The organism is Eisenbergiella tayi (genome assembly GCF_001881565.1).
In the GTDB taxonomy this organism is placed as follows: Bacteria; Bacillota; Clostridia; order Lachnospirales; family Lachnospiraceae; genus Eisenbergiella; species Eisenbergiella tayi.
Window position 1 is genome coordinate 71,734 of the sequence record NZ_MPDJ01000003.1, and the last position, 22,620, is coordinate 94,353.

Consider the following 22,620-nt stretch of genomic DNA (forward strand, 5'->3'; position numbering starts at 1 on the left):
GGCATTTAACGGTGTTTATGAGAAATATTTTACGGAAAAGCCTGCCAGGAGCTGTGTGGCGGTTAAGGAACTGCCCAAGAGTGTGCTTTGTGAAGTAGAAGTGATCGCTTATCTGGGCTGATGCTTATGGGTACGAAAGATAATATCGTTCTGATTGGGATGCCCGGAGCGGGGAAAAGTACGGTTGGGGTGGTCCTTGCTAAGGTTTTGGGCTGCCGGTTTCTGGATTCGGATCTGGTTATCCAGGAGGAGACGGGGCGGCTTCTTCATGAGATCATTTCGGAGGATGGCGTCGACGGCTTCCTGGAGATAGAAAATGATGTGAACAGCCGGATAGAGACAAGCCGCAGCATTATTGCCACCGGAGGAAGTGTGGTGTACGGGGAACAGGCCATGCGTCATCTGAAGGAGATCGGGACCGTGGTTTACCTGGAGCTTTCCTGCGAGGAGATCAGAAAAAGGCTTGGTGATCTGAGAAAAAGGGGTGTTGCCCTGAAGGAAGGGCAGACTCTTGAGGCGCTGTATGCGGAGAGGGTCCCTCTTTATGAAAAATATGCGGATGTGACGCTCTGCTGCGGAGGAAAGAGGATGCGGCAGATTGTATCGGAGCTGTCCGCAGTTTTTCAGCCCGAAGGGGAATGACAGACCATAGAATACGGTTTTTAAGTTTATTATAGAAAGTTGGTATGTTTTATGGAACAAAACAGCCAGAGCAATAAAGGCGGGCAGAGCTATCGCAGCAGCCTGCTTCTGTTTCTTGCGGCTTCCATCTGGGGCGTGGCCTTTGTGGCCCAGAGTGTCGGTATGGATTATATGGGGCCTTTTACCTTTAATGGGGCCAGAAGCCTGATAGGCGGGATGGTTCTGCTTCCGCTGATCGCTTTCCGGGAAAGAAGCAGGAAAAGGGATGCAGTGGAAGAAGAGACACCGGAGAAGAAAAAAGCGCGCCGTAAGGTGACGCTGATCGGAGGCTGCTGCTGCGGCCTTGCCATTTGTACCGCAAGTATGTTTCAGCAGTACGGCATCCAGTATACCACGGTGGGAAAGGCTGGTTTTATTACCACCCTTTATATCATCATCGTCCCTATCATGGGGCTTTTCTTCGGGAAAAAAGTGAGAAGGATCGTGTGGGCGGGTGCAGCGCTTGCAGCGGCGGGGATGTACCTGCTGTGCGTCAACGAAACGCTGAGCCTGAATAAAGGAGACCTGCTGGTATTCATATGTGCGGTGATTTTTTCCATACATATCCTGGTGATTGATTATTTCTCTCCGAAAGCGGATGGGGTGAAGCTGTCCTGCATCCAGTTTTTTGTGGCGGGGATCATCTGTACCATCGGGGCCTTCCTTGTGGAAACGCCCACCTGGAGCGCGCTGGTGAGCGGCGCGGTGCCGGTGCTGTATGCGGGCGTCATGTCCTGTGGCGTGGCTTATACCCTGCAGATCATCGGACAGAGGAATCTGGATCCAACGGTGGCATCCCTGATTCTCAGCCTGGAATCTGTGGTTTCGGTCCTGGCGGGCTGGGTGATACTGAACCAGATCATGAGCTCCAAGGAAATTTTCGGCTGTGTCCTTGTCTTTGCAGCCGTAATCCTGGTACAGCTTCCGGAAAAGAAACGGCAGCCGGAGGCGGAGTCAGAAGTCGGTTAGCAGCTTGAAAAACAACAGAATAAGCACGACGATAATGATGGGGCGGACTGTTTTCGCCCCATTTTTTACTACCATGCCGGAGCCGATGAAGTTGCCCAGAATGGAGAAAAGAGCGGCGCAGAGCCCTAACAGGAGAAAGACCTGTCCGTTTATAAGAAAAGTGACAAGAGCCGCGATATTGGAGGCCAGGTTGATGCATTTGGTATTTCCGGAGGCGGTGCGCACGTCCATCCGGGCAAGGCCTGTGAGGATCAGTACCAGGAAGGTGCCTGTCCCGGGACCGTAAAAGCCGTCATAGGCCCCGATGATAAAAGCCGCCAGCGTAGCGATCACAAGCTGTTTTTTCAAAGGAAGGGCAGGCCCCTGGGTATCCAGCGGGCTTTTTTTGCGCAGAACAAAAAAAGCGGTAACGGGAAGGACGATAAAAAGCATCCCCTTTATATAACGCTCGTCCAAAGCAAGGACCAAGCGGGCGCCGATGGAGGAACCGGCAAGGGCCGCAAGGATGGTGGAGGGGACGAGCGGAAGGCTGACGCATCTGTTCTTCAGATAGCGGAAGGCGGAAACCGTGGTGCCGCAGGAAGAGGAGAGCTTATTGGTAGCCACTGCCATATGGGGAGGAAGCCCTGCCATCAGGTAAGCGGGCAGGGAAATAAGGCCGCCTCCCCCTGCTATGGAATCCACGATTCCGGCCAGAAAAACCATCGGGCATACGATAAAAAATACATGTATATTCATTGTCAAAAAAACCTCGGATTGTTACAAAATTTCCCTTTATTCTACCAGTGTGCCGGATCACATGCAAGCGTTTTTGTCAAGAATTTATTCCATGCTTTTTCGTTAACGAATTGTAAATAGACTGTGAATTCTTTCTAGCTTTTTTGTGATTCTATTGTTTTGGACTGGTGTTGCAGGTATAGTATAAACAGGGGATAAAAGAATCTGTTCAGACATGTTAATCAGCAGCATCGGCAGAGAGCGGGGGATGGTTTTTTGTGAAAAAAAAGATTTGGTTTGCTTTATTTGCGGCAGCGGTAATTATTAATCTTGTGGCATGGAACAGCAGTGCCTTCTGTGACTGGCATATCCGGTTTTTCTTTCCCGTTTCCATCAATACCTATGGCAGGATGATGTCGGTTGTTCCTTTTTCCGTCGGGGAATGGATGATCGTATTCGGGCTGCTTTTGCTTGCGGAAGCGCTCATTCTGGGTTTGGTAAGGCTCTTTGTCAAAAAGGAATGGGTGAAAAAGCTGTGCAGTGGGTTTTACAAGGGCTTCGCGTGGGTCCTTCTGGCAGTTTTCTGGATCATGACCTGCAACTGCTTCCTTTTATACCATGCTTCTCCCATCGATGAAAAATACATGCCGGAGAAGACGGAACGTACCTATACGGATACGGAACTGGCGGCGGTGAGGGATTATATCGTGACCCAGCTGAATGAACTGACGGAACTCATGGAACGGGATGACGCAGGATATCTTGTTTATGATGAGGAGATCAGCGATGGGGCAATCAGGGCCATGCAGAAGCTGGGAAACGAGTATGGACAGCTGGCCGGTTATTACCCTAAAGCAAAAACCATTCATTCTTCGGATTTTCTGAGCCAGGAACATATGATGGGATATTATTTCCCCTTTTCCATGGAGGCTAATTACAATAAAACTATGTATGTGGTGAATAAGCCCGCCACTATCTGTCATGAATTGGCACATCTGAAGGGCTTTATCTATGAAGACGAGGCCAATTTCATCGGCTTTCTTGCCTGTGTCAGCTCCGATGACCTGTTCTTCCGGTACAGCGGCTATATGAGCGTGCTGGGTTATGTGGAAAACGAATTCAGGGATTCCGTCAATCATAAGGCGTCGGCGTATTTCGAACACCCGGAAATCGCCAGAAGCGTATATGACGATGATCTGTTCCTTACGGCGGAGGCCTGGGAAAAGGTGGAAGAAAAAGCGGTGATTCAGACCGCGGTAGTGAAGAAAGCCTCCAACCAGTTTACGGAGGCAACGCTGAAGCTGAACGGCGTGGAAGACGGAATGAAGAGCTACAGCAGGGTAGTGCAGCTGCTTTTAAAATATTACGACGGGATTTTGTATTGAAAAGGTTTGGGAGCTTCTTCCGTAACCTGGAATGATATGGAAATTTAAGCAAAAAATATGGAGAAAATAGTCCTTTCACAGGATGGACTATTTTCTCCATATTTTTTTGTGTAAAAGTGAAATAATCTCCATGTTAAAAAAAGAATCCTCCATGCTAGAATCAGTTAAGTCAGGCGCCCGCAGCGGGTGCAGATAACAATCCAGGAGGAAGAAGTATGAGTGGGACAAAACAAAAATCCATCCGGGCAGAGCGGGAAAAGAAAAAAAGCGTATGGAAAAACTGGCAGCTGTATATCATGTGCCTGCCTGCAGTCATTTATTTTCTTATCTTTGCCTATAAGCCTATGTATGGAATTATCATTGCCTTCAAAAATTACAGCATGAGAAAGGGAATCATGGGAAGTCCCTGGATCGGCTTTGGAAACTTTGAAAGGCTGTTTTCTTCCTACTGGTTTCCCATCATTTTAAAAAATACGCTGACGCTGATTCTGGGATTCCCCATCCCGATCCTTCTGGCGCTGATACTCAATGAAGTGCAGAACAGCCGTTTCAGGAAGGGGTTCCAGACAATATCCTACGCACCCCACTTTATTTCAACAGTAGTCCTATGCGGTATGCTCACCCTGTTCCTGAGCCCGTCCTCCGGCGTGATCAATCGTTTTATTACCATGCTGGGCGGGGAGCACATTAATTTCCTTCAGGAACCGTCCATGTTCAAATGGGTATATGTGCTCAGCGGCGTATGGCAGGAAATGGGCTGGGGGAGCATCATCTATTTCGCAACCCTGTCGGGGGTGGACAAAGCGCTGATCGAGGCGGCGGATATAGACGGCGCTTCCAGGCTGCAGAAGATCTGGTATATCAATCTTCCGGTCCTGGTGCCGACCATCCTGATTCTGCTGATTTTAAACTGCGGCTCCCTGCTGAGTGTGGGATATGAAAAGGTGTTCCTTCTGCAGAATCCCACGAACCTGAGCGCCTCCGAGGTCATTTCAACGTTTGTATACAAATCCGGTCTGGAAAAGTCGGACTTTTCATTCGGAGCAGCGGCGGATTTATTTAATTCTGTCGTGAATACGATTGTCCTGGTGCTTGCGAATACGATTTCCAAGCAGACAACAAAAACGAGCCTGTTCTGATGAAAGGGGTAAGAATAGATGAAAACAAAAAAGCTGAGTAAGACGAAGATAAAGAACGGGATATTCAACGCTGTGATTTATATCCTGCTGCTGCTTCTGGCTGTCATAATGCTGTATCCTCTGATTTTCGTATTGAGTGCGTCCTTCAGTGATCCGAAAGCGGTTGCCGGGGGAGAGATGCTGCTGCTTCCGGTAAAGCCTTCTCTGGAGGGGTACCGGTACCTGATGCAGTATAAGGAAATCTGGGTCGGCTATGGGAATACCATCTTTTATATGATTGCGGGAACCCTGCTGAACCTGGCCGCCACGCTTCCCTGTGCCTATGCCATGTCCCGGAAAGACCTGAAGGGCCGGAAGTATCTGATGATTTACTTTATGATTACCATGTATTTCAGCGGAGGCATGATTCCCGGGTATTTGAATATCAAGAGCCTCGGGCTGCTGGATACACGCGGCGTCATCCTGATAAACGGCCTGGTATCCACCTTTAACCTGATTGTCGCGCGTACCTATTTTATGACCTCAATTCCTTGGGAAATACAGGAAGCGGCAGTTATTGACGGGTGCAATGATTTCCAGATTTTCGGTAAAATCATATTCCCGCTGTCAAAGGCGATTACCGTTGTAATGACTCTGTATTATGGGGTGGGCCGCTGGAATTCTTATTTTGTGGAAATGATTTATCTCAAAGACAGGAACAAATTCCCTCTGCAGCTGTTTCTGCGTGAGATATTGACGAAAAGTACATTTGCCAAAACGGCCATGGCGGACGGCATGAGCTTTTCGGCGGAACAGATGATGGCTCTTATAAAACAGGCGGATACGGCGAACATGATCAAATACGGAGTCATAGTCCTTTCCGCACTGCCGATGCTCATAATTTATCCGTTCCTGCAGAAATACTTCGAGCAGGGCGTGATGATCGGATCTGTGAAAGGCTGATATATCAATTTCATTATCATAGATGATATATAAAATAAAAAAACAGGAGGAAGATGTATGAAGAAGAGATTCCAAAAAACGGCTGCCATTGTTCTGGCGGTCAGCATGGCTGTCAGTCTGGCGGCGTGCGGTAAGCAGGCCGAGGAAACCGGAAATGCCGCAAACACGGAAAATACCGGAAGTGCTGACACACAGGCGTCATCAGGTACCGGCAGTGTGGAGGTGAATGAAACAGGGTATCCCATTACCAGTGAGGAGATCACCGTAACGGCCGCAGGCCCCATGCCATCAGGGTGTGAAGACTGGTCACAGCTGGCGGTTATCGATGAATATGCCAACCGGCTCGGCATCCGTCTGGACTGCGATTTCTATGAGACAGACTGGGAAACCCAGCTGACATTAAAGGTGGCGGGCGATGAACTGCCGGATATGCTGATAGGCTGTTCCATGAATGTCAGCGATGTAAATGAATGGGGCGGAGAAGGCTATTTCCTGGATCTGAGCCAGTATATGGATCTGATGCCTAACCTTAAGGCATATTTCGATCAGTATCCGGAGCTGGAAGCATATTGCACGACTTCCGACGGCCATATCTACGGCCTTCCCAAACTGAAGGTTGATATGACCGACCGTCTGACAAGAAGCTTTATCAACAAGCAGTGGCTGGATAATCTGGGACTTTCCGTGCCCACGTCGATTGATGAGTACTACGATGTGCTGGTTGCATTCAAAGAACAGGATGCCAACGGCAACGGGGATCCGGACGATGAGATACCGCTTCTGTTCACCTCGGACAGCGGAGGCTATACCGCTCTGGAAAAAACATTGCTGGATGCGTATGGTATTTTCACCACGGATCCCAACTATGTCCTTCAGGCAGATGAGAGCGGCAAGGTAGAACTGGCAAATATCAATGATACCTACAAAGAATACCTGAAATTCATGCACAGGCTGTATGCCGAAGGCCTGATGGAGCAGGAAGCGTTTACGATTACAGGCGATGAAGTCACCACAAAACAGCAGGGAGATGTATATGGTTCCTTTGGCTGTGGTTCCGCTCCGTTCGTTATGGCCAATAAAGATATCAGCTATGATGCGAACTGGGCTGCGCTGTCAGGTTTGTCTTCCGATTTGCATACGAAAAGGGAAGCCAGCATTGCCAGCCCTGTCCAGAACAATATCCTTGTTGCGGTAAACGGCAATACAGAGTATCCGGAAGCTTTAGCACGTTTCATTGATTATTTCTATACGGATGAAGGAATGCTTTCCGCTACAAAGGGATATGAAGGGGTTACTTTTGACATGGTGCAGGATGACCTTCTTGGAAAAGAGGTTCCGCAGATGCGTGTTCCCGACGGCTATACTTCAGGGGAAGAATTCCGTTATAAAGGGGCTGTCCTGAATGAGGCGCTGAATCTTGTGGAAAGAAATATAGATCGCCAGGCTATGTTTGAGAGTGACAGAGAAGTGTTGGAAAATCCTGAATTTGTCGAGCAGTACGGATGGGCGGCGCGTGTCATTGATGCCTTCAAGGCAGACGGCGTTACTGGTGTGGAAGCATATCCGGTGGTATCTTATACTTCGGATGAAGTGGAAGAAAGAGGAGCTGTTTACAAAGACATTACTACCTATCTGAAACAGGCGAGAGCGCAGTTTATTACCGGCGAACTGGATCTGGATAAAGACTGGGATACCTATGTGAATACTTTAAATCAGATGAATCTGGGCCGTCTGCTGGAAATCGAGCAGGCTGCATATGACCGTTATGCGGCTGTAAAAGGCTGATAAATCTAGTTGATGAAAAGTTCCTCTTGAAATCGTATATAATCATTCAAGAGGAACTTTTTTTAGAAATTAAGGAGAAGGGCATGCTGTATCAGAAAAAACAGGAAGAGACATTAACGGAAGAATTATTCAAAAACCCGTCCGGTGAATACCGAGGGGCACCCTTTTGGGCCTGGAACTGTAAGGTGACGAAAGAGCAGATAGATGACCAGACGGAGATATTTTTGCGGATGGGGATGGGCGGGGCCCATATCCATTGCAGGACGGGGATGAATATTCCCTATATGAGTGAAGAATTTCTGGATCAGGTATCGTATGCCCATGAAAAGTTCCGGGAAAAGGGGATGCTGACCTGGCTGTACGACGAAGACCGCTGGCCCTCCGGGTACGGCGGCGGATTTGTCACAAAGGATCCGGAATTCCGTATGAGATTCCTTGTCTTTTCTCCGGAGGAAATACCGGAAGGCGTACCCGAAGACAGAGGGCGGGACGTATCGGCGGCCGTGATTATCAGAAGCGCATCCAGAAAACTGCTGAAAAGGTATGGGGTATTGCTGAATGCGGATGGTACCATGGAGGATTACCGGGCTCTGGAAGATGGAGAGGAGATTCCGGAGGGATATGATCCCTGGTATGCCTACCTGGAAATTTCAGGCGATAATGTCTGGTTTAATAATCAGGCCTATGTGAATACCCTGGATGAAAAGGCGATCGCCCGTTTCCTGGAAGTGACGCATGAGAAGTATAATGAAAAAATGGGCGAATATTTTGGAAAGGATATTCCGGCCATTTTTACGGATGAACCGCAGTTTGCCCATAAAACCAGGCTGGGGAGGGCCCATGACAGAAAAGCCCAGTTCATTCCCTATACGGATGATTTTGAAGAAACATATGAAGCGGCTTATGGTGAGGAATTCCTGAAATATCTTCCCGAAGTTTTCTGGGAACGGGCAGAGGAGCCGGTTTCGGAGACGAGATACCGGTATCATGATCATATCGCGGAACGTTTTGCCCGCGCCTATGCGGATCAGACAGGAAGCTGGTGTACCGGACACGGAATTGTGCTGACAGGTCACATGATGGAGGAACCGACCTTGAAAAGCCAGACGGCGGCATTGGGAGAGGCGATGCGTTCCTATCGGAGCTTCCATATTCCGGGAATCGATATTCTGTGTGATTCCAGGGAGCTGACGACGGCAAAGCAGGCGCAGAGTGCGGTTCATCAGTACGGCAGGGAAGGGATGGTCAGTGAAATCTACGGCGTGACAAACTGGGACTTTGATTTCCGGGGACATAAGCTGGCAGGTGACTGGCAGGCGGCCCTCGGTGTGACGGTGAGGGTCCATCATTTGGCCTGGGTTTCCATGGAGGGAGAAGCGAAAAGGGATTATCCGGCCTGTATCGGCTATCAGTCCCCCTGGTTTGAGGAATATAAGCTGATTGAGGATTATTTTGCCAGAGTGAATACGGCGCTTGTCAGAGGAAAGCCTCTGGTACGTATAGGCGTGATACATCCTGTGGAATCTTACTGGCTGAAGTGGGGAAGTGAGGAAACCACCTATGCAGACAGGGAGGCGATGGAAGAAAAATTCGACAGCCTGATAAAATGGCTGCTGTATGGGCTGCAGGATTTTGACTATATCGCGGAATCCCTGCTGGAGGATCTTCAGGAGGGAGAAAAGGGATTTACCGCAGGAAAAATGCGGTATGACGTGATATTGGTGCCGGACTGCCTGACCTTGCGCGAGAATACGGTGATGAGGCTGGAGGCCTTTGTGAAGGAGGGCGGAAACGTCATATTCATGGGAGGCATTCCCGAATATGTGGCGGCCCGCAAGAGTGACCGGGCGGCGAAGCTGGCGGGACATTGTATGAAAATACCCTTTGAAAAGAGGGAATTAATGAGAAGGCTGGAACCGTACCGTATGCTGGATATCCGGAATCAGGCCGGAATTCCCACGGATCATTTCCTTTATCAGATGCGTGAGGACGGAGAAAACAGGTGGATTTTCCTGGCCCATGGCAGAAAGCCGGAAAAGCCGGACAGTATGGAAAAAGAAAAACTGACGATAACCGTTTCGGGAATCTGGAGAGTGGATTTCTATGACGCGCTGTCTGGAAATGTGGAGGAAATTCCTGTATTTTATAAGGAAAACAGGACGGTATGGGAAATCACTTCCTATGCCTGCGATTCCTTCCTGTATTGCCTGAAGCCCGGCAGATGCACCCTGCACAAAACCGTGAAGGCCACAGGACGGCAGCAGGCGGTGAAGCTTCCGGAATCCGCCCGGGTAACGCTGGAGGAAGACAATGTCCTGCCGCTCGATATGGCGGAATTCCGGCTGGATGACGGGGAATGGAGAGAAAAAGAGGAAATACTCCGCCTGGATAATCAAATCCGCGAAGAGCTGGGATATCCCAGAAGGGCCGACGCCTACGCGCAGCCCTGGATCTACGGAAAACAGGAATATGAACACAGGGTATCCCTGCGTTTTCACATAAATTCTGAAATCGATATAACAGACGTCCGGCTGGCGCTGGAAAATGCGGATATCACAGAAGTATTCTGGAATAACAGAAAAATAGAAGATCCCGCAGAGGGTTATTATGTCGACAAACAGATCCGAACAGTAAAACTGGACGGCGTAAAGGCAGGCGGGAATATTCTGGAGGTACATATCCCATATCATGCCAATGTCAATGTGGAAGCCATGTATCTTCTCGGAGATTTCGGCGTAAAGGTCGGGGGCTGTACCGCGGTTCTGACAGAGCCGGTAAGGGAGCTGGCCTTCGGAGATATCTGTACCCAGGGGCTGCCCTTTTACGGAGGGAATCTGACCCTGCATATGCCTGTGGAGATCAGGCAGGACGGCACGCTTTCCGTTTGGGTAACCAAATTCCGGAGTCCATTGATAGAAGTTACGCTGAACGGCACGGAGAAAAGGAAGATTTTTAAGAGCCCCTGCCGGGCGGAATTTGAAGGGGTAAAAAAAGGCAGCTGTGAACTGGCGCTTAAGGTATTCGGAAACCGGAAGAACACGTTCGGCCAGCTGCATAACTGCAGCGATACACAGACCTGGTGCGGGCCGGATGCCTGGAGGACAACAGGAGAAAACTGGGCGTATGAATACCAGCTTACACAGACAGGAATCCTGGTATCCCCATATGCTGTGTTAACGGAGGAACCGTAGGTTTCATGAAGGGAAGGAGTGCATTATGTTTTTAACGTTGGATAAATTCAGGCAGAGAGTCAGGGAACTGGGGGAAAAAAGATATTTCGGCCACAGCTGTATTGCCCCTTTTATATCCATGGAGGGAAATCTTCCTCCGGATGAAAGCTACAAGGAACTGCCTGAAAAGGTAGAAGGGCCGGAGTTCGGCCTCCATGATTTCTTTGTGGGAAGGGACAGGTATTTATGGCTGGAAAGGACCGTTAAGCTTCCGGAAGCAAAAGAAGGCTGTGAGACGGTGGGATTATTTGATTTCGGGGAAACCGGCGGCGGATATAACAGCGGATTTGAATCCCTGCTGTATGTGGACGGGCACCCTTACCAGGGAGTGGATACCCATCATAAGGAAGTGATTTTCCGGGGGAAAGAAGGAAAAGAGGTCTGCCTTACCTTCCTTTTGTGGACGGGCCTTGAGGGAGGCGGGGAGCATACCTCCTTTTACCATCAGTGCCGGCAGGCGGATGTAGCGTATCTTCATAAAAAGACGGATGAGCTTTATTATTTCGCAAAAGCCATCACGGAAACGCTTCTGCTTCTCCCTCCGGAGAATGAGCAGTATGCGAAGCTGAAGGCGGCGCTGGATCGCACCTTTTCCTGTATCAACTGGGATGAAGAATCCTTTTATGAAACGGCGGAAAAGGCTCATGATATGCTGATGGATGAGCTGGATCGGATGGAAAAAAGCACAGAGGTGACGGTGAATGTGGTGGGGCATACCCATATCGATGTGGCCTGGCTGTGGAGGCTGAAGCATACCAGGGAAAAAGCCCAGCGCTCCTTCTCAACCGTACTCCGCCTGATGGAGCTGTACGACGAATATATTTTCCTGCAGACACAGCCCCAGCTTTATAAATATGTGAAGGAGGACTGTCCGGAATTATATGAAAAGATCAGGCAGAAGGCTGCAGAAGGAAAATGGGAGCCGGACGGCGGCATGTGGGTCGAAGCGGACTGCAATCTTTCTTCCGGAGAGGCCCTGGTCCGCCAGTTCCTGTACGGAACCCGTTTCCTGGAACAGGAATTCGGGAAAAAATGCGAATACCTTTGGCTGCCTGACGTATTCGGCTACAGCTGGGCCCTGCCGCAGATTTTAAAGCAGTGTGAAATCAATACCTTTATGACGACGAAAATCAGCTGGAATCAGTTTAACAGCATCCCGGACGACCTGTTCTGGTGGAGGGGCATCGACGGAAGTGAGATCCTCACCTATTTTGTAAATACGCCCGGCGAGGGACAGGATATGGATACCAGATATGCCACCTATAATGGAATGGTTACTCCCCACGCAGTCCTGGGAAGCTGGAATAAGTTCAAAAACAAAGATCTGAGCAGGGATACCCTGATCTCTTACGGCTACGGTGACGGCGGAGGCGGAGTCACCAGGGACATGCTGGAGCTGAGAAGGGCCATGGATGTGATTCCGGGGCTTCCCCATGTAAAATCGGTACAGGCGGGAGAATTTTTCAGAAAGCTGCATGAAAACGTGGAAAATACAGACCGTTATGTTCATACATGGGACGGGGAGCTGTATCTGGAATATCACAGAGGAACATATACTTCGCAGGCATACAATAAAAAAACAAACCGCCATATGGAGAACAAGCTTGTGCAGACGGAATGGCTGTCCTCACTCGCCTATATCCTGGGGGGAGGCTATGCCGGACAGGAACTGAATGACAGCTGGGAATGTGTTCTGCTTCATCAGTTTCATGATATTATTCCGGGTTCTTCCATTCACGAAGTATATGAGGATTCCAGGATCAATTACCGCACGGCGGAAGAACGTGCCGATCATGTGTGGGAAGAAGCCCTGAAAACAGTAATACAGGAAAAAGAGCATACCTACAGCGTGTATTCCACAAACAGCTTCGGAGGAAAAGAACTGGTTTTGATTCCCGAACAGGAAGAAGGAAGCTTCACGGACGGCAGCGGACGAAAGCTGGAAGCACAAAAAACGGAAAGGGGTTATGAAGTACAGGTGGAAACAGAACCCTTTTCCGCGATTCCCGTTATTTTCATACCGGGAGAAAAAAAGACGGCTGTACCAAAGACAGCTTCCTCATTTGATGGGGCATCAATAGAAACGCCCCGCTATTCCATAGCCTGGAATGAAGAAGGGCAGCTGACCCGGATTTACGATAAGAGGGTGGAACGTTCCGTGCTGAAGGAAGGGCAGCTGGGCAATGTCCTGGAGGTATATGAAGATAAGCCCATCAATTTCGATGCCTGGGATATTGATATTTTCTATACACAGAAGATGGAAAGGGCAAAACTGGCGAAAGCCCCGGAGCTGGTGGAAAACGGGAGCCTGAAGGCGGTTGTCCGTTTTGTATTCCGGTATCACAAATCCGTGATCCAACAGGATATGACAGTCTTCAGGGATTCCGGAAATATTGATTTCGTCACCCGTGTGGATTGGCAGGAAACGCACAGACTGCTGAAGGCGGCGTTCTATACGGATATCCGCTCCGTGAAGGCGTCATATGACATCCAGTTCGGGCATGTGGAACGTCCCACGCATTGGAATACAAGCTGGGATTGGGCGAGATTCGAGGTCTGCGGGCACAAATGGGCGGATCTGTCTGAGACCGGCTATGGCGTCAGCCTGCTGAACAACTGTAAGTACGGTTACAGCATTAAGGATCAGGCGATAAAGCTAAGCCTGCTGAAGAGTGCGGTATATCCGGATACAGAAGCCGATAAAGGGACACATGAATTTACCTATTCCCTGTATCCCCATGAAGGCAGCGTGACGGAAGGAGGAACCATTGAAGCAGCCAGCCGTCTTAACCTTCCTGCACAGGCAGTTCCGGGACAGTTTGCCGATCAGAGAAAAATCGTGAAGGTATCCACTGACAGGGTTCAGATTGATGCGGTGAAAAAGGCCGAGGATGAAGACTGCCTTATCGTAAGGCTTCATGAATGCAGAGGAGGGAGAGGGAAGGTGAAGCTGTCTTCCGAATTCCCGGTAAAGAAGCTGGTACCCTGCAATCTGCTGGAGCATGACTGCGGAGAGGCCGTTGAAGGAGCTGAGGCGGTATTTCCCATCACACCTTTTGAGATTAAGACTTTTAAAATGTACTTATAGAGGAAACATCAGTGTCCTGGGAGGGGAAGATGAGAGGGAAGAAATGGACTGTATTGGTGCTGTTGTCTGCCATGTTCCTTTGGAGCATGGCAGGCTGCAAAGCTTCGGAAAGCAGATCGGATATTCCGGAAACCGTTCCGGCGGAAGAAAGCCCGGTAACAGACGGCGGCGGGGAAGAGAAGCCCTTCGCCGGGGTAACGCTGACCTTACTGAATTTTTCATCCGCAACTCCCGGCGGAGTATTGACTGCCACCTGTGAGGCGGCAGAAGAAAAATTCGGTTTTCATATAGAAATAGAGCCCTGCTACGATGACAATGTGGTGAGAACGAGGCTGGCCATAGGTGATTGCCCGGATCTTCTGGTTTATAATACGGGAAGTCTTCTTTATTCACTGGCTCCGTCGGAATTTTTCCTGGATCTTACGGATACGAAGATGGCTGAAAAGCTTGATTCGGATTTTATCCGGGCGGCAAGCGTTGACGGCGTTCTTTATGGGATTCCCCAATGTGACAGCATGAGCGCCGGAGTCTTCTATAATAAAGAGCTCTATGAGGCATATGGGCTGGAGGTGCCGGAAACCTGGGAAGAATTCAGAAAAAACCTGGAAGTTTTACAGCATGCGGGCGTGGACGGAATGGGAATTTCACTGAGCGAACTCGTTTCCTCGCAGCTTCCGTTTCTTGCGGATAATTATCAGGTGATGTATGAAAATCCTGATTTTGCACAGGAGTTCACACATGGTGAAACAGGCTTTGCGGACTCACATGAGGGACTCAGGACGTGGGAACGGTATGAAGAACTGGTTCCTTTTTTAAACGAGGACTGTGCAACAGCATCCAATCAGGAAATCGAGGATCGTTTTTTTGACAACAGAGTGGGACATCTGATTCAGTTTTCCAGCCGCATACCCGAATGGATGAATACCTATGGGGATGAAATTAATAAAATAGGATTTTTTGCCCTGCCGGGGGACACAAAGGAAGCGACAGGACTGACAATATGGCCTTCCAATGGCATTTACGGAAATAAAAAGAGTAAAAACCAGGAGGCCATCCTCACATTTATGGAATGGTATGTATCGGAGGAAGGACAGGATGTGATGGCCTCTTTTTATTCACCCGCCGGAGTATTCCATACGGGATATCAGCCGAAGGAGAAATCCATAGAACTGGTTCAGGAAGTACAGAAATATTATACGGAAGGCAACGTCATGCTGGCGCTGGAATATCTGACTCCCATCAAAGGAATAAACTGCGCCCAGATCTGCAATAAGCTGGGAAACGGACGGATCAGCGCGTTGGAAGCGGCGGAGGCCTATGATGAGGAATGCAGAAAAATGGCGCTGCAGATAGGTTTATGGGAATAGCTGCCTTAAGGAGGAAGTCACTTGAAATTTCAGTCAAAAATGAAAATCGTGTATATTATCCTGGGGATATTGGCAGCGACTGTTTCCGGATTTATTTACTATTCGATCAGTGTGGACAAGCTCTATGGGAGGGAGATGCAGAATCTCACCATCAGCGCAGCCCAGCTGAATCAGCAGTATGATGAAATGATTAAATCCATGGAGGATATCAGCTATTACCTGCTCAGTGATGCGGATATGCTTTCGGCCATCACGTCGATTTCCACCATGGTGCGTTCGGAGAATACGGAGAATTATTTTCAGGATGCGGAAAAGGAAATTATATCCCGGCAAAACAGCGATTACATCAGAAAACGATTCTACCGCGTCATATTCTGTAATGACAATTGCGAACCCATCGGAAACAGCCAGGATATCCGGAAGGATATCAATTATAAAGAAATGCCCTGGTATGAAAAGGCTGAGAAAAACCCCAATACCTATACAACGATCGGACTGCACTGGGATCTGTGGGGACAGAATGATAAGATTCAGGTATTTTCCGTGATTAAGCAGATTCAGGGAAAGAATATGGGATACATAGAGGTTCAGCAAAGTGCCGATAAGGTACATGAGAAGCTCCGTATGGCGGATAAGGATCTGAAGGTATGTCTTGTGAATGAGGAAGGGGAGCTTCTTTACTGGAATACACAGGTAGATATGGGATTTTGCCGCAGTCTGCTGGGCCGGGGAAAGATACCGGCGGGAAGATATGCCGGAGAGGAAGGGACAGACTATCTGGCGGCGGGTGTGTATAATGAAGAGGCCGGAACCATGGTCCTGGTTTATAAGGACAGCTCCCTGATTCAGGGGGATATGGTGCATATTATGTATATGACCATATTCCTGGTGGGCTGTATGCTTTTATTTTCCTTATTATACGTTGCAGTTTCCACCAGCCATTTAACGAAATCCATCATTCAATTGCAGAATGTCCTGGCGAATACAAACCTGGAGACTCTGGATCAGATGGAGCCGCTGGAATTCCGCAATGAAAACGATGAATTTCAGAGGATAGGGCAGGTGTATGAAGAAATGCGGAGCCGTCTCAGCAAATCCATCGGCAGGGAAAGACAGCTGCTCACCCTGCAGCTGCAGGCGCAGTTCGATATGCTGCAGGCACAGGTCAACCCCCATTTTATATACAATGCATTGAATGTGATTTCCAGCAGGGGGATTCTTGATGATGACGAAGTGATCTGTGAGATGTGCGATGAGCTTGCCGGACTGCTCCGGTATTCCACCGATACGAAAGAAAAATATGCCTCCATAAAGACAGAGCTGACTTATCTGGAACTGTATTTTTCCCTGCTGAAATATCGATATGAGCACAAGCTGGAATATACGATAGATTTGGATAAGGCTATTGAAGAAGAGCGGGTGCCGAAGCTGGTGATCCAGCAGCTGGCGGAGAACAGCATCAACCATGGATATGCCAACAGCAGCAAGGTGATGAAGCTTTCCGTGCTGGGCTACAAGGATGAGAAGAACTGGTATATCCGGATCAGAGACAATGGAGAAGGCTTTTCCCCGGAGGTGCTTGTGCAGCTGACGGATGGAATGAAAAAGCTGAAACAGGATCTGCTGGATAACCGACAGAATGTGGAAATGAAAATCGGCGGGATGGGGATTTTGAATACCTTTGCCCGGCTGTATCTTTTGAAGGGGGAAAACCTGATTTTTGATATCCATAACCGTACGGAAGGCGGCGCGGAAATCATTATCGGTTCTGTAATTCAGGAAGAAAGGAATGTTTGATAATTTATGTATCAGGTATTTATAGCAGAAGATGAACCGGCTGCACTGCAGCATCTTTGTACAATCATTAAAATCAAGTGTCCTAATTTCCAGGTAACGGGGACGGCAGAAAACGGAAAAGATGCCCTGGAGCAGCTGGGGGAGCTGAAGCCTGATATATTGATTACCGATGTAAAAATGCCGGTTATGGACGGCATAACTCTGGTAAAACGGGCAAAGGAGAAATATCCGGACATCCTGTCCGTTATTGTCAGCGGATACCAGGAATTTTCCTATGCACGGTCCGCTTTGCGCTATGGAGTCTGTGACTATATCCTGAAGCCGGTGAAGCCATCCGCCCTTCAGGAAAGCATGCGGATCCTTGAGGGCAGGCTGGATGAATATTATTATGGGCTCCGCAACCAGGTGATCCGGGATATGTGTACAGGGACTTTTTCGGAATCCCCCCGTTTCCGCCGGATTTTCCCCGAGGACGAATACTATATTGCGCTGCTCCGGAAGAACAGCCTGCCGAGAAGATTTGTGGAAACCAGGGGGATTGAAATTTTTTCCATCAAAGAAGAACAGATGATGGTATATGGAAGGGACGAAGTGGAGGCCCTCTATATCTGCCCCGGGAAGCTGCTGTTCCATAACAGCTTTTATCAGATGATGATGCACCAGCTGGAAAAGGAAAAACGGACACTGGCATTTTACACGCTCGTACTCAAGGAAACCCCGGTTGCTGCCAATGAGCTCCCGGATGTGATACGCAGTTTATATTATACGCTGGATCACAGGCTTATCATCGGCAAAAACCAGATTATTGATGTGGATCAGGAGTCCCCGGAAGCGGAACAGAGGCCGGATTATGACAGCGTCTCGCTGAACCGGCTGAAATTTCTGATAAAAGAGAGGAATTTCAGGCAGCTGGAGGACGAGATTTTACGATCCTTCGCCGAATGGGAGAAAAAGGGATATACACAGCTCAGTGTCGAAGAAAAGGTACGTGAGATTTTCCGTATTTTCCGTTGTGAAAATATGCTGGATGAGTCTGTGGAAAACAGTGAGTACTTTATAGACGATGCCTTTTACTATGCGGAAAATATGAATAAGCTGGCGGAAAATATCTGTCAGATTCTTTGCAGGAACAGAATGGAAGAGGTCCAGAAAATAAAAATCGATACGCCGGAATTCTTTGAGAAGATAGAAGCTTATATGAAGGAACATCTCTCAGAACCGATGTCCGCCCAGAAAATATGCAGTGTTTTCGGAATTTCGCAGACCTATCTGAGCCGCCTGTTCCGAAAATACAGCAGGACGAGCTTCAGCAAGCGTCTGGCCATTTTCCGGGTGGAAAAGGCGCAGAAAATCATGGAGGAAAATAAGGAGCTGTTTATCAAGGATGTGGCTTCCATGGTGGGGTTCAGCGACCAGTTTTATTTCAGCCGGATATTCCGCTCTGTAACCGGGGTGAGTCCGGCAGAATATTTGAGGGAAATGAAGACGAATCAGACGGAACTGGCTCAGGAAGATGATAATACATCGCCGGATTCAGACATATTTTAGAGAGTTTTATCGGGGGTGTTTTAAATTTTTGGAATACTACTATTGAATTTGAACTTGATGAAAAATTGATTGAAAAGTCAGGGAAGCTTACTGACATTAGATTGAAGAATTGAGTTGTAAGATAGAGAAGTTTTTGACGAGTCTTATATGTACGATAGCTACTTGTTTTTTGGTGTCAGGCGATCATACTGGACTGCAGCCACACCTGACCTGATATCAATCTTTTCTTTTTTGAGGAGAGTGTACTGCATTTGTTCTTTTGTATAGTCTGTTCGTTCCATGGGGAAAAAGCTTCTGCAATAATAAATTCCCTGCTCCGTTTTATCCAAAAACAGAAATGTTATATCGAGGATACTTCCATCGCCCATTTTTAATAGAAATTCACTCTCAATGGAAGAATAAGGATATACTTTTTTATTATAGCGGAAGACCAGTTGATCATGATCCAGTAAAAATTCAAGGTTTGGGAACGTCTGCAGCCTGCTTAAAATTTCCTCTATAAATGTACTTTTGATAATTGTGGCGTATGTAATACGACCCGACAGAATAGCCCTGAAGACGGCACCGCGGTTTGCTCTGGCTACTTCTGTATCTCTGAGCTTGTGCAGGCCAACCAAATGATGAAAATCCGTTTCAGAAAATCCAAGAGTAATCACTTTCAGTTTTCCTTTCCGTCCTAAAGTGAAACGGTATTGATAATTCATCAGATTTTTAAAAACAGACGCACATTCCATTAGTAAATCCATTGCGTTTTCTCCTTTCCGCTCATAACAAAAGCCCTGCCTTGAGGCAGAGCTTTTGTGAGCATTTTCTTTCAGCTTTTCAGCCTACGCCGGTTTGAGGTTTCATTGCACAACCCCTCTTGCAAGCTCCATAAGGCAATGCCTTCCGGCACACTCCCTTATATCTGCGCTTTGACAGACACACGTCGTTGCCTGCCTTGTAATATTATTATACCCGGCAAGTGAAAATATGTCAACGGATTTTCATATGACCCACTTATATTCAAAAATAGAAAATAAGTATATTTTTTATCGGATTGCTCCATAATACAAGGTAGATGAAATGATTTTGTACAGAGATTGGAGCGGACGAAATGGATTATATAAATGCTTTTTGGGTAGGCGGACTGATTTGTGCGCTGGTACAGATACTGATGGAAAAAACCAAGCTGATGCCCGGTCGGATCATGGTCCTGCTGGTATGCACCGGCGCTCTGCTGGGAGCAATTGGCCTGTATGAGCCGTTTCAGGAATTTGCGGGTGCGGGAGCCCGCGTGCCTCTTCTGGGGTTTGGAAATACCCTGATGAAGGGCGTGAAGGAAGCCGTGGATGAGCAGGGGTTCCTGGGATTATTTTCCGGAGGTTTTAAGGCAGGAGCCGTAGGCACCGCGGCAGCATTGATATTCGGATATCTGGCTTCCCTTATATTCAGCCCGAAGATGAAAAAATAATGGTATATAAACGATAAACGCCGTTTAGCAGACTGGCTTACCGATACCGTGCGGTATTGCCTCTGCCAAAACGGCGTTTTCTGCATGTTTACATTTTGGTGCTTTTTTTCCGCTCATTGTATGATACACTTATCATTATGTAAGACAGTGTTGAAAGGCATGGGCTGAACATGAAAACGAAAATATTGGTGATAGAGGATGATACGGCGATTTCCGAGCTGATCTGCATGAACCTGGAGGCCGCCGGATACGATCCTGTGCCCATTTATGACGGGGAAGAGGCGGAAACGGCAGTGCTCGCGGAAAAGGACAAACGGGAAGGTGTGCCGGAATATGCTCTCGCTCTCCTGGATATCATGCTTCCCGGCAAAGACGGTTTTCAGCTGATGGAGGTCATGCAGACGGCAGAGATCCCTGTGATCTACCTCACCGCCAAAGCGGATGTGGTATCCAAGGTGCATGGCCTGCGGGCGGGAGCCGAGGATTATATAGTCAAGCCTTTTGAGGTGCTGGAGCTGCTGGTCCGGATAGAAAAGGTGCTGCAGCGGACGGGGCGCGGCAGGGAAATAATAGAAATACAGGATGTGCGTATCGACCGGAAAGAGCATCAGGTGACGAAGGGCGGAAAGCCGGTGGCGCTCAAACCCATGGAATATGAGCTGCTTGTGCTGTTGGCAGGAAATAAAAATGTTGCTTTTTCCAGAGAACAGCTTCTCAGCCAGGTGTGGGGAAGCGATTATATGGGGGAAACAAGGACCGTGGATGTACATATCGGCCGCCTGCGCAAAAAACTGGATTTCTTTGATGTGATCCGTACCATCCCCAAAACAGGCTATCGGCTGGAGGATTAAGAAATGAAGCTTTGGAAAAAATTGTCTCTGGTAACCACGGTGACGCTGTTTTTGGCGACCGGAGTATCCGGGGCGGCAGTAATCGGGCAGACACTGCGCTACAATGTGGAAAAAACCACCGAAAGCTACAGGCAGCAGCTTCAGGCCACCGCCTATGCTCTGGGAAGGGATATCGGGGAAAGTGAGCTTTTGGGCTACAGCGAGGCTACCAGAAGCTCTTTTTTTAATTTCCTCATGAAAAAATACGGCGCATCCCGGTATATCCTAACTAAAGAAGGAGAAGTTCTCTGCAACCTCACGGATTTCGAGCTGGTTAATCCGCAGGATGAAAGGTGGGATCAGACGGAGCCTGCCGTGGATACCAGGGAGGTGGAAGGGAAAAGGCTTCTGATTATGGGGAAAAAAATTCCCATGGATTCCCCGGCGGATTACCGGCTTGTGCTGGTGGCGGATATCTCTCAGGTTTACCGGGATATGGAGAAGCAGGTCATGCTTTTCCTGGAATTTTATCTGGCGGCGGCAGTCATATCGGTGCTGTTTATTTTCCTGCTGACAAGAAGGATGCTGTCCCCTCTGCGGGAGCTGCAGAAGGCCGCCTCCGATATCAGCGAGGGTGTTCTTAACCGACGCGCCAGGGTAAAATCCCATGATGAAATCGGAGAGATGGCAGGTTCCTTTAACCGGATGGCGGACAGGATAGAAGAGCAGGTCACACAGCTGGAACAGGTTTCCCGGCAGCAGAAGCAGCTGCTGGGCAGCCTTACCCATGAACTGAAAACGCCGATGACATCCATCATCGGCTATTCGGATACCCTGCTTCATGTAAAAGTGGACGAGGAGCGTCAGAATAAGGCGCTGCTCCATATCCACGAGGAATGCCGCAGGCTGGAAAGGCTTTCCGGCAAGCTCATGAGCCTGATAGGACTGTATGATAACGACAGCATACGGATGGAGGAGGTGGATATCGAAGAACTCTTCGCCGGGGTGGCGCAGCTGGAGAAGTATCAGCTTGAAGAAAAAGGAATGAGACTGGAAACGAGAGCCGCCGGGCAAAAGCGTATGCTGGACAGAGATCTTTTCGAAAGCCTTCTGATTAATCTGATCGATAATGCCGTGAAAGCCGGTAAGGAAGGCGATTCCATCCTTCTGGAGGCCACGGAGGGAGGAATCAGCGTCACTGATCATGGGAAAGGTATCCCGGAAGAAGAAATTTCCCGTGTTACAGAAGCCTTTTACATGGTGGATAAATCCAGGAGCAAAAAAGCGGGAGGTATCGGGCTGGGACTTGCCTTATGCAGCCAGATAGCCGCGCTGCACCACGGGAGGCTGCACATCGAAAGCAAAGTCGGGCAGGGAACCCGCGTATCTATCCTTTTCGAATAGGGCAGGCCGTTGACCCCTCCCGCCGCCGTGGCCTGTGCCCTGTCCGGCCTCCCGGGCCTTTTGTCCCGCGTCTGCTGTCCCGCACCCTGTCTGTGCTGCGCATGTCTCCCACCGGGGAAACGATCGCCGCCGCAGATCCTGACTGTTCCGGACATTCCGATGAGCCCGGGGGCGGCAGATAAGGCAGGTGAGGCTGCCTCATCTGCCCGGTCTCATCTCCATGGAACAAAAAGGATCTGTGGCGGCGATCGTTTCCCCGGCAGAAGGCATGCGCAGCACAGACAG

Annotated in this window: 17 protein-coding genes; 15 read left to right on the forward strand and 2 right to left on the reverse strand. The window is 48.8% G+C overall.

Annotated elements, in window-relative coordinates:
* The 3 genes from BLA28_RS34175 to BLA28_RS11620 form a co-directional block, all read left to right on the forward strand.
* On the forward strand, nucleotides 1-121 hold a 121-nt coding region (locus tag BLA28_RS34175), incomplete at its 5' end, for a Rid family hydrolase (RefSeq protein WP_242955476.1).
* Between the two features lie 5 nt (nucleotides 122-126).
* On the forward strand, nucleotides 127-642 hold the full coding sequence (locus BLA28_RS11615; RefSeq protein WP_069159139.1) for a shikimate kinase: 516 nt from the start codon (nucleotides 127-129) through the stop codon (nucleotides 640-642).
* Between the two features lie 51 nt (nucleotides 643-693).
* Complete coding sequence (locus tag BLA28_RS11620) at nucleotides 694-1,650, forward strand: DMT family transporter (protein ID WP_069158887.1); 957 nt, start codon at nucleotides 694-696, stop codon at nucleotides 1,648-1,650.
* On the opposite strand, the gene BLA28_RS11625 is transcribed toward BLA28_RS11620, so the two are convergent.
* Nucleotides 1,636-2,388, reverse strand: a complete 753-nt coding sequence (locus BLA28_RS11625; protein WP_081330176.1) for a sulfite exporter TauE/SafE family protein — start codon at nucleotides 2,386-2,388, stop codon at nucleotides 1,636-1,638. The two genes, BLA28_RS11620 and BLA28_RS11625, sit on opposite strands and share 15 nt — an antisense overlap.
* A 257-nt stretch (nucleotides 2,389-2,645) precedes the next feature.
* Between BLA28_RS11625 and BLA28_RS11630 the strand changes: the two genes are divergently transcribed.
* The 9 genes from BLA28_RS11630 to BLA28_RS11670 all read left to right on the forward strand — a co-directional run bounded on the left by BLA28_RS11630 (nucleotide 2,646) and on the right by BLA28_RS11670 (nucleotide 18,648).
* Nucleotides 2,646-3,752: a DUF3810 domain-containing protein gene (locus BLA28_RS11630; RefSeq protein ID WP_009250931.1), complete on the forward strand. Its 1,107-nt coding sequence runs from the start codon at nucleotides 2,646-2,648 to the stop codon at nucleotides 3,750-3,752.
* 215 nt (nucleotides 3,753-3,967) lie between these two features.
* Complete coding sequence (locus BLA28_RS11635) at nucleotides 3,968-4,891, forward strand: ABC transporter permease (protein ID WP_071699208.1); 924 nt, start codon at nucleotides 3,968-3,970, stop codon at nucleotides 4,889-4,891.
* Between the two features lie 18 nt (nucleotides 4,892-4,909).
* Nucleotides 4,910-5,833 carry a carbohydrate ABC transporter permease gene (locus tag BLA28_RS11640; protein WP_069158889.1) on the forward strand — a complete coding sequence of 308 codons (924 nt, stop codon included), beginning with the start codon at nucleotides 4,910-4,912 and terminating at the stop codon, nucleotides 5,831-5,833.
* 57 nt (nucleotides 5,834-5,890) lie between these two features.
* The gene (locus BLA28_RS11645) at nucleotides 5,891-7,618 is read left to right on the forward strand and encodes an extracellular solute-binding protein (RefSeq protein WP_069158890.1); all 1,728 of its coding nucleotides are present in this window, start codon (nucleotides 5,891-5,893) and stop codon (nucleotides 7,616-7,618) included.
* An 83-nt stretch (nucleotides 7,619-7,701) separates the two neighbouring features.
* On the forward strand, nucleotides 7,702-10,809 hold the full coding sequence (locus tag BLA28_RS11650) for a glycosyl hydrolase (protein WP_071699246.1): 3,108 nt from the start codon (nucleotides 7,702-7,704) through the stop codon (nucleotides 10,807-10,809).
* 25 nt (nucleotides 10,810-10,834) lie between these two features.
* Nucleotides 10,835-13,936 carry an alpha-mannosidase gene (locus BLA28_RS11655; protein ID WP_069158891.1) on the forward strand — a complete coding sequence of 1,034 codons (3,102 nt, stop codon included), beginning with the start codon at nucleotides 10,835-10,837 and terminating at the stop codon, nucleotides 13,934-13,936.
* Between the two features lie 29 nt (nucleotides 13,937-13,965).
* On the forward strand, nucleotides 13,966-15,303 hold the full coding sequence (locus BLA28_RS11660) for an ABC transporter substrate-binding protein (RefSeq protein ID WP_069158892.1): 1,338 nt from the start codon (nucleotides 13,966-13,968) through the stop codon (nucleotides 15,301-15,303).
* Between the two features lie 21 nt (nucleotides 15,304-15,324).
* On the forward strand, nucleotides 15,325-17,100 hold the full coding sequence (locus BLA28_RS11665) for a cache domain-containing sensor histidine kinase (protein ID WP_069158893.1): 1,776 nt from the start codon (nucleotides 15,325-15,327) through the stop codon (nucleotides 17,098-17,100).
* Between the two features lie 6 nt (nucleotides 17,101-17,106).
* Entirely contained in the window at nucleotides 17,107-18,648 is a 1,542-nt protein-coding gene (locus tag BLA28_RS11670; protein ID WP_071699209.1) for a response regulator transcription factor, read from the forward strand.
* A gap of 158 nt (nucleotides 18,649-18,806) precedes the next feature.
* Here the strand turns inward: BLA28_RS11670 and BLA28_RS11675 are convergent, their stop codons facing one another.
* Nucleotides 18,807-19,394 (reverse strand): PBECR4 domain-containing protein, encoded by a 588-nt coding sequence (locus BLA28_RS11675; protein ID WP_069158895.1) that lies wholly within the window; start codon nucleotides 19,392-19,394, stop codon nucleotides 18,807-18,809.
* A gap of 350 nt (nucleotides 19,395-19,744) precedes the next feature.
* Here BLA28_RS11675 and BLA28_RS11680 point away from each other — a divergent pair, with 350 nt between their 5' ends.
* The 3 genes from BLA28_RS11680 to BLA28_RS11690 all read left to right on the forward strand — a co-directional run bounded on the left by BLA28_RS11680 (nucleotide 19,745) and on the right by BLA28_RS11690 (nucleotide 22,335).
* Nucleotides 19,745-20,101 (forward strand): SpoVA/SpoVAEb family sporulation membrane protein, encoded by a 357-nt coding sequence (locus BLA28_RS11680; RefSeq protein ID WP_069158896.1) that lies wholly within the window; start codon nucleotides 19,745-19,747, stop codon nucleotides 20,099-20,101.
* Nucleotides 20,102-20,271: 170 nt separating this feature from the next.
* Nucleotides 20,272-20,952, forward strand: coding sequence for a winged helix-turn-helix domain-containing protein (locus BLA28_RS11685; RefSeq protein ID WP_069158897.1), 681 nt, complete (start codon nucleotides 20,272-20,274; stop codon nucleotides 20,950-20,952).
* A 3-nt stretch (nucleotides 20,953-20,955) separates the two neighbouring features.
* Nucleotides 20,956-22,335 (forward strand): sensor histidine kinase, encoded by a 1,380-nt coding sequence (locus tag BLA28_RS11690; RefSeq protein ID WP_069153679.1) that lies wholly within the window; start codon nucleotides 20,956-20,958, stop codon nucleotides 22,333-22,335.
* Nucleotides 22,336-22,620 lie beyond the last annotated feature (285 nt).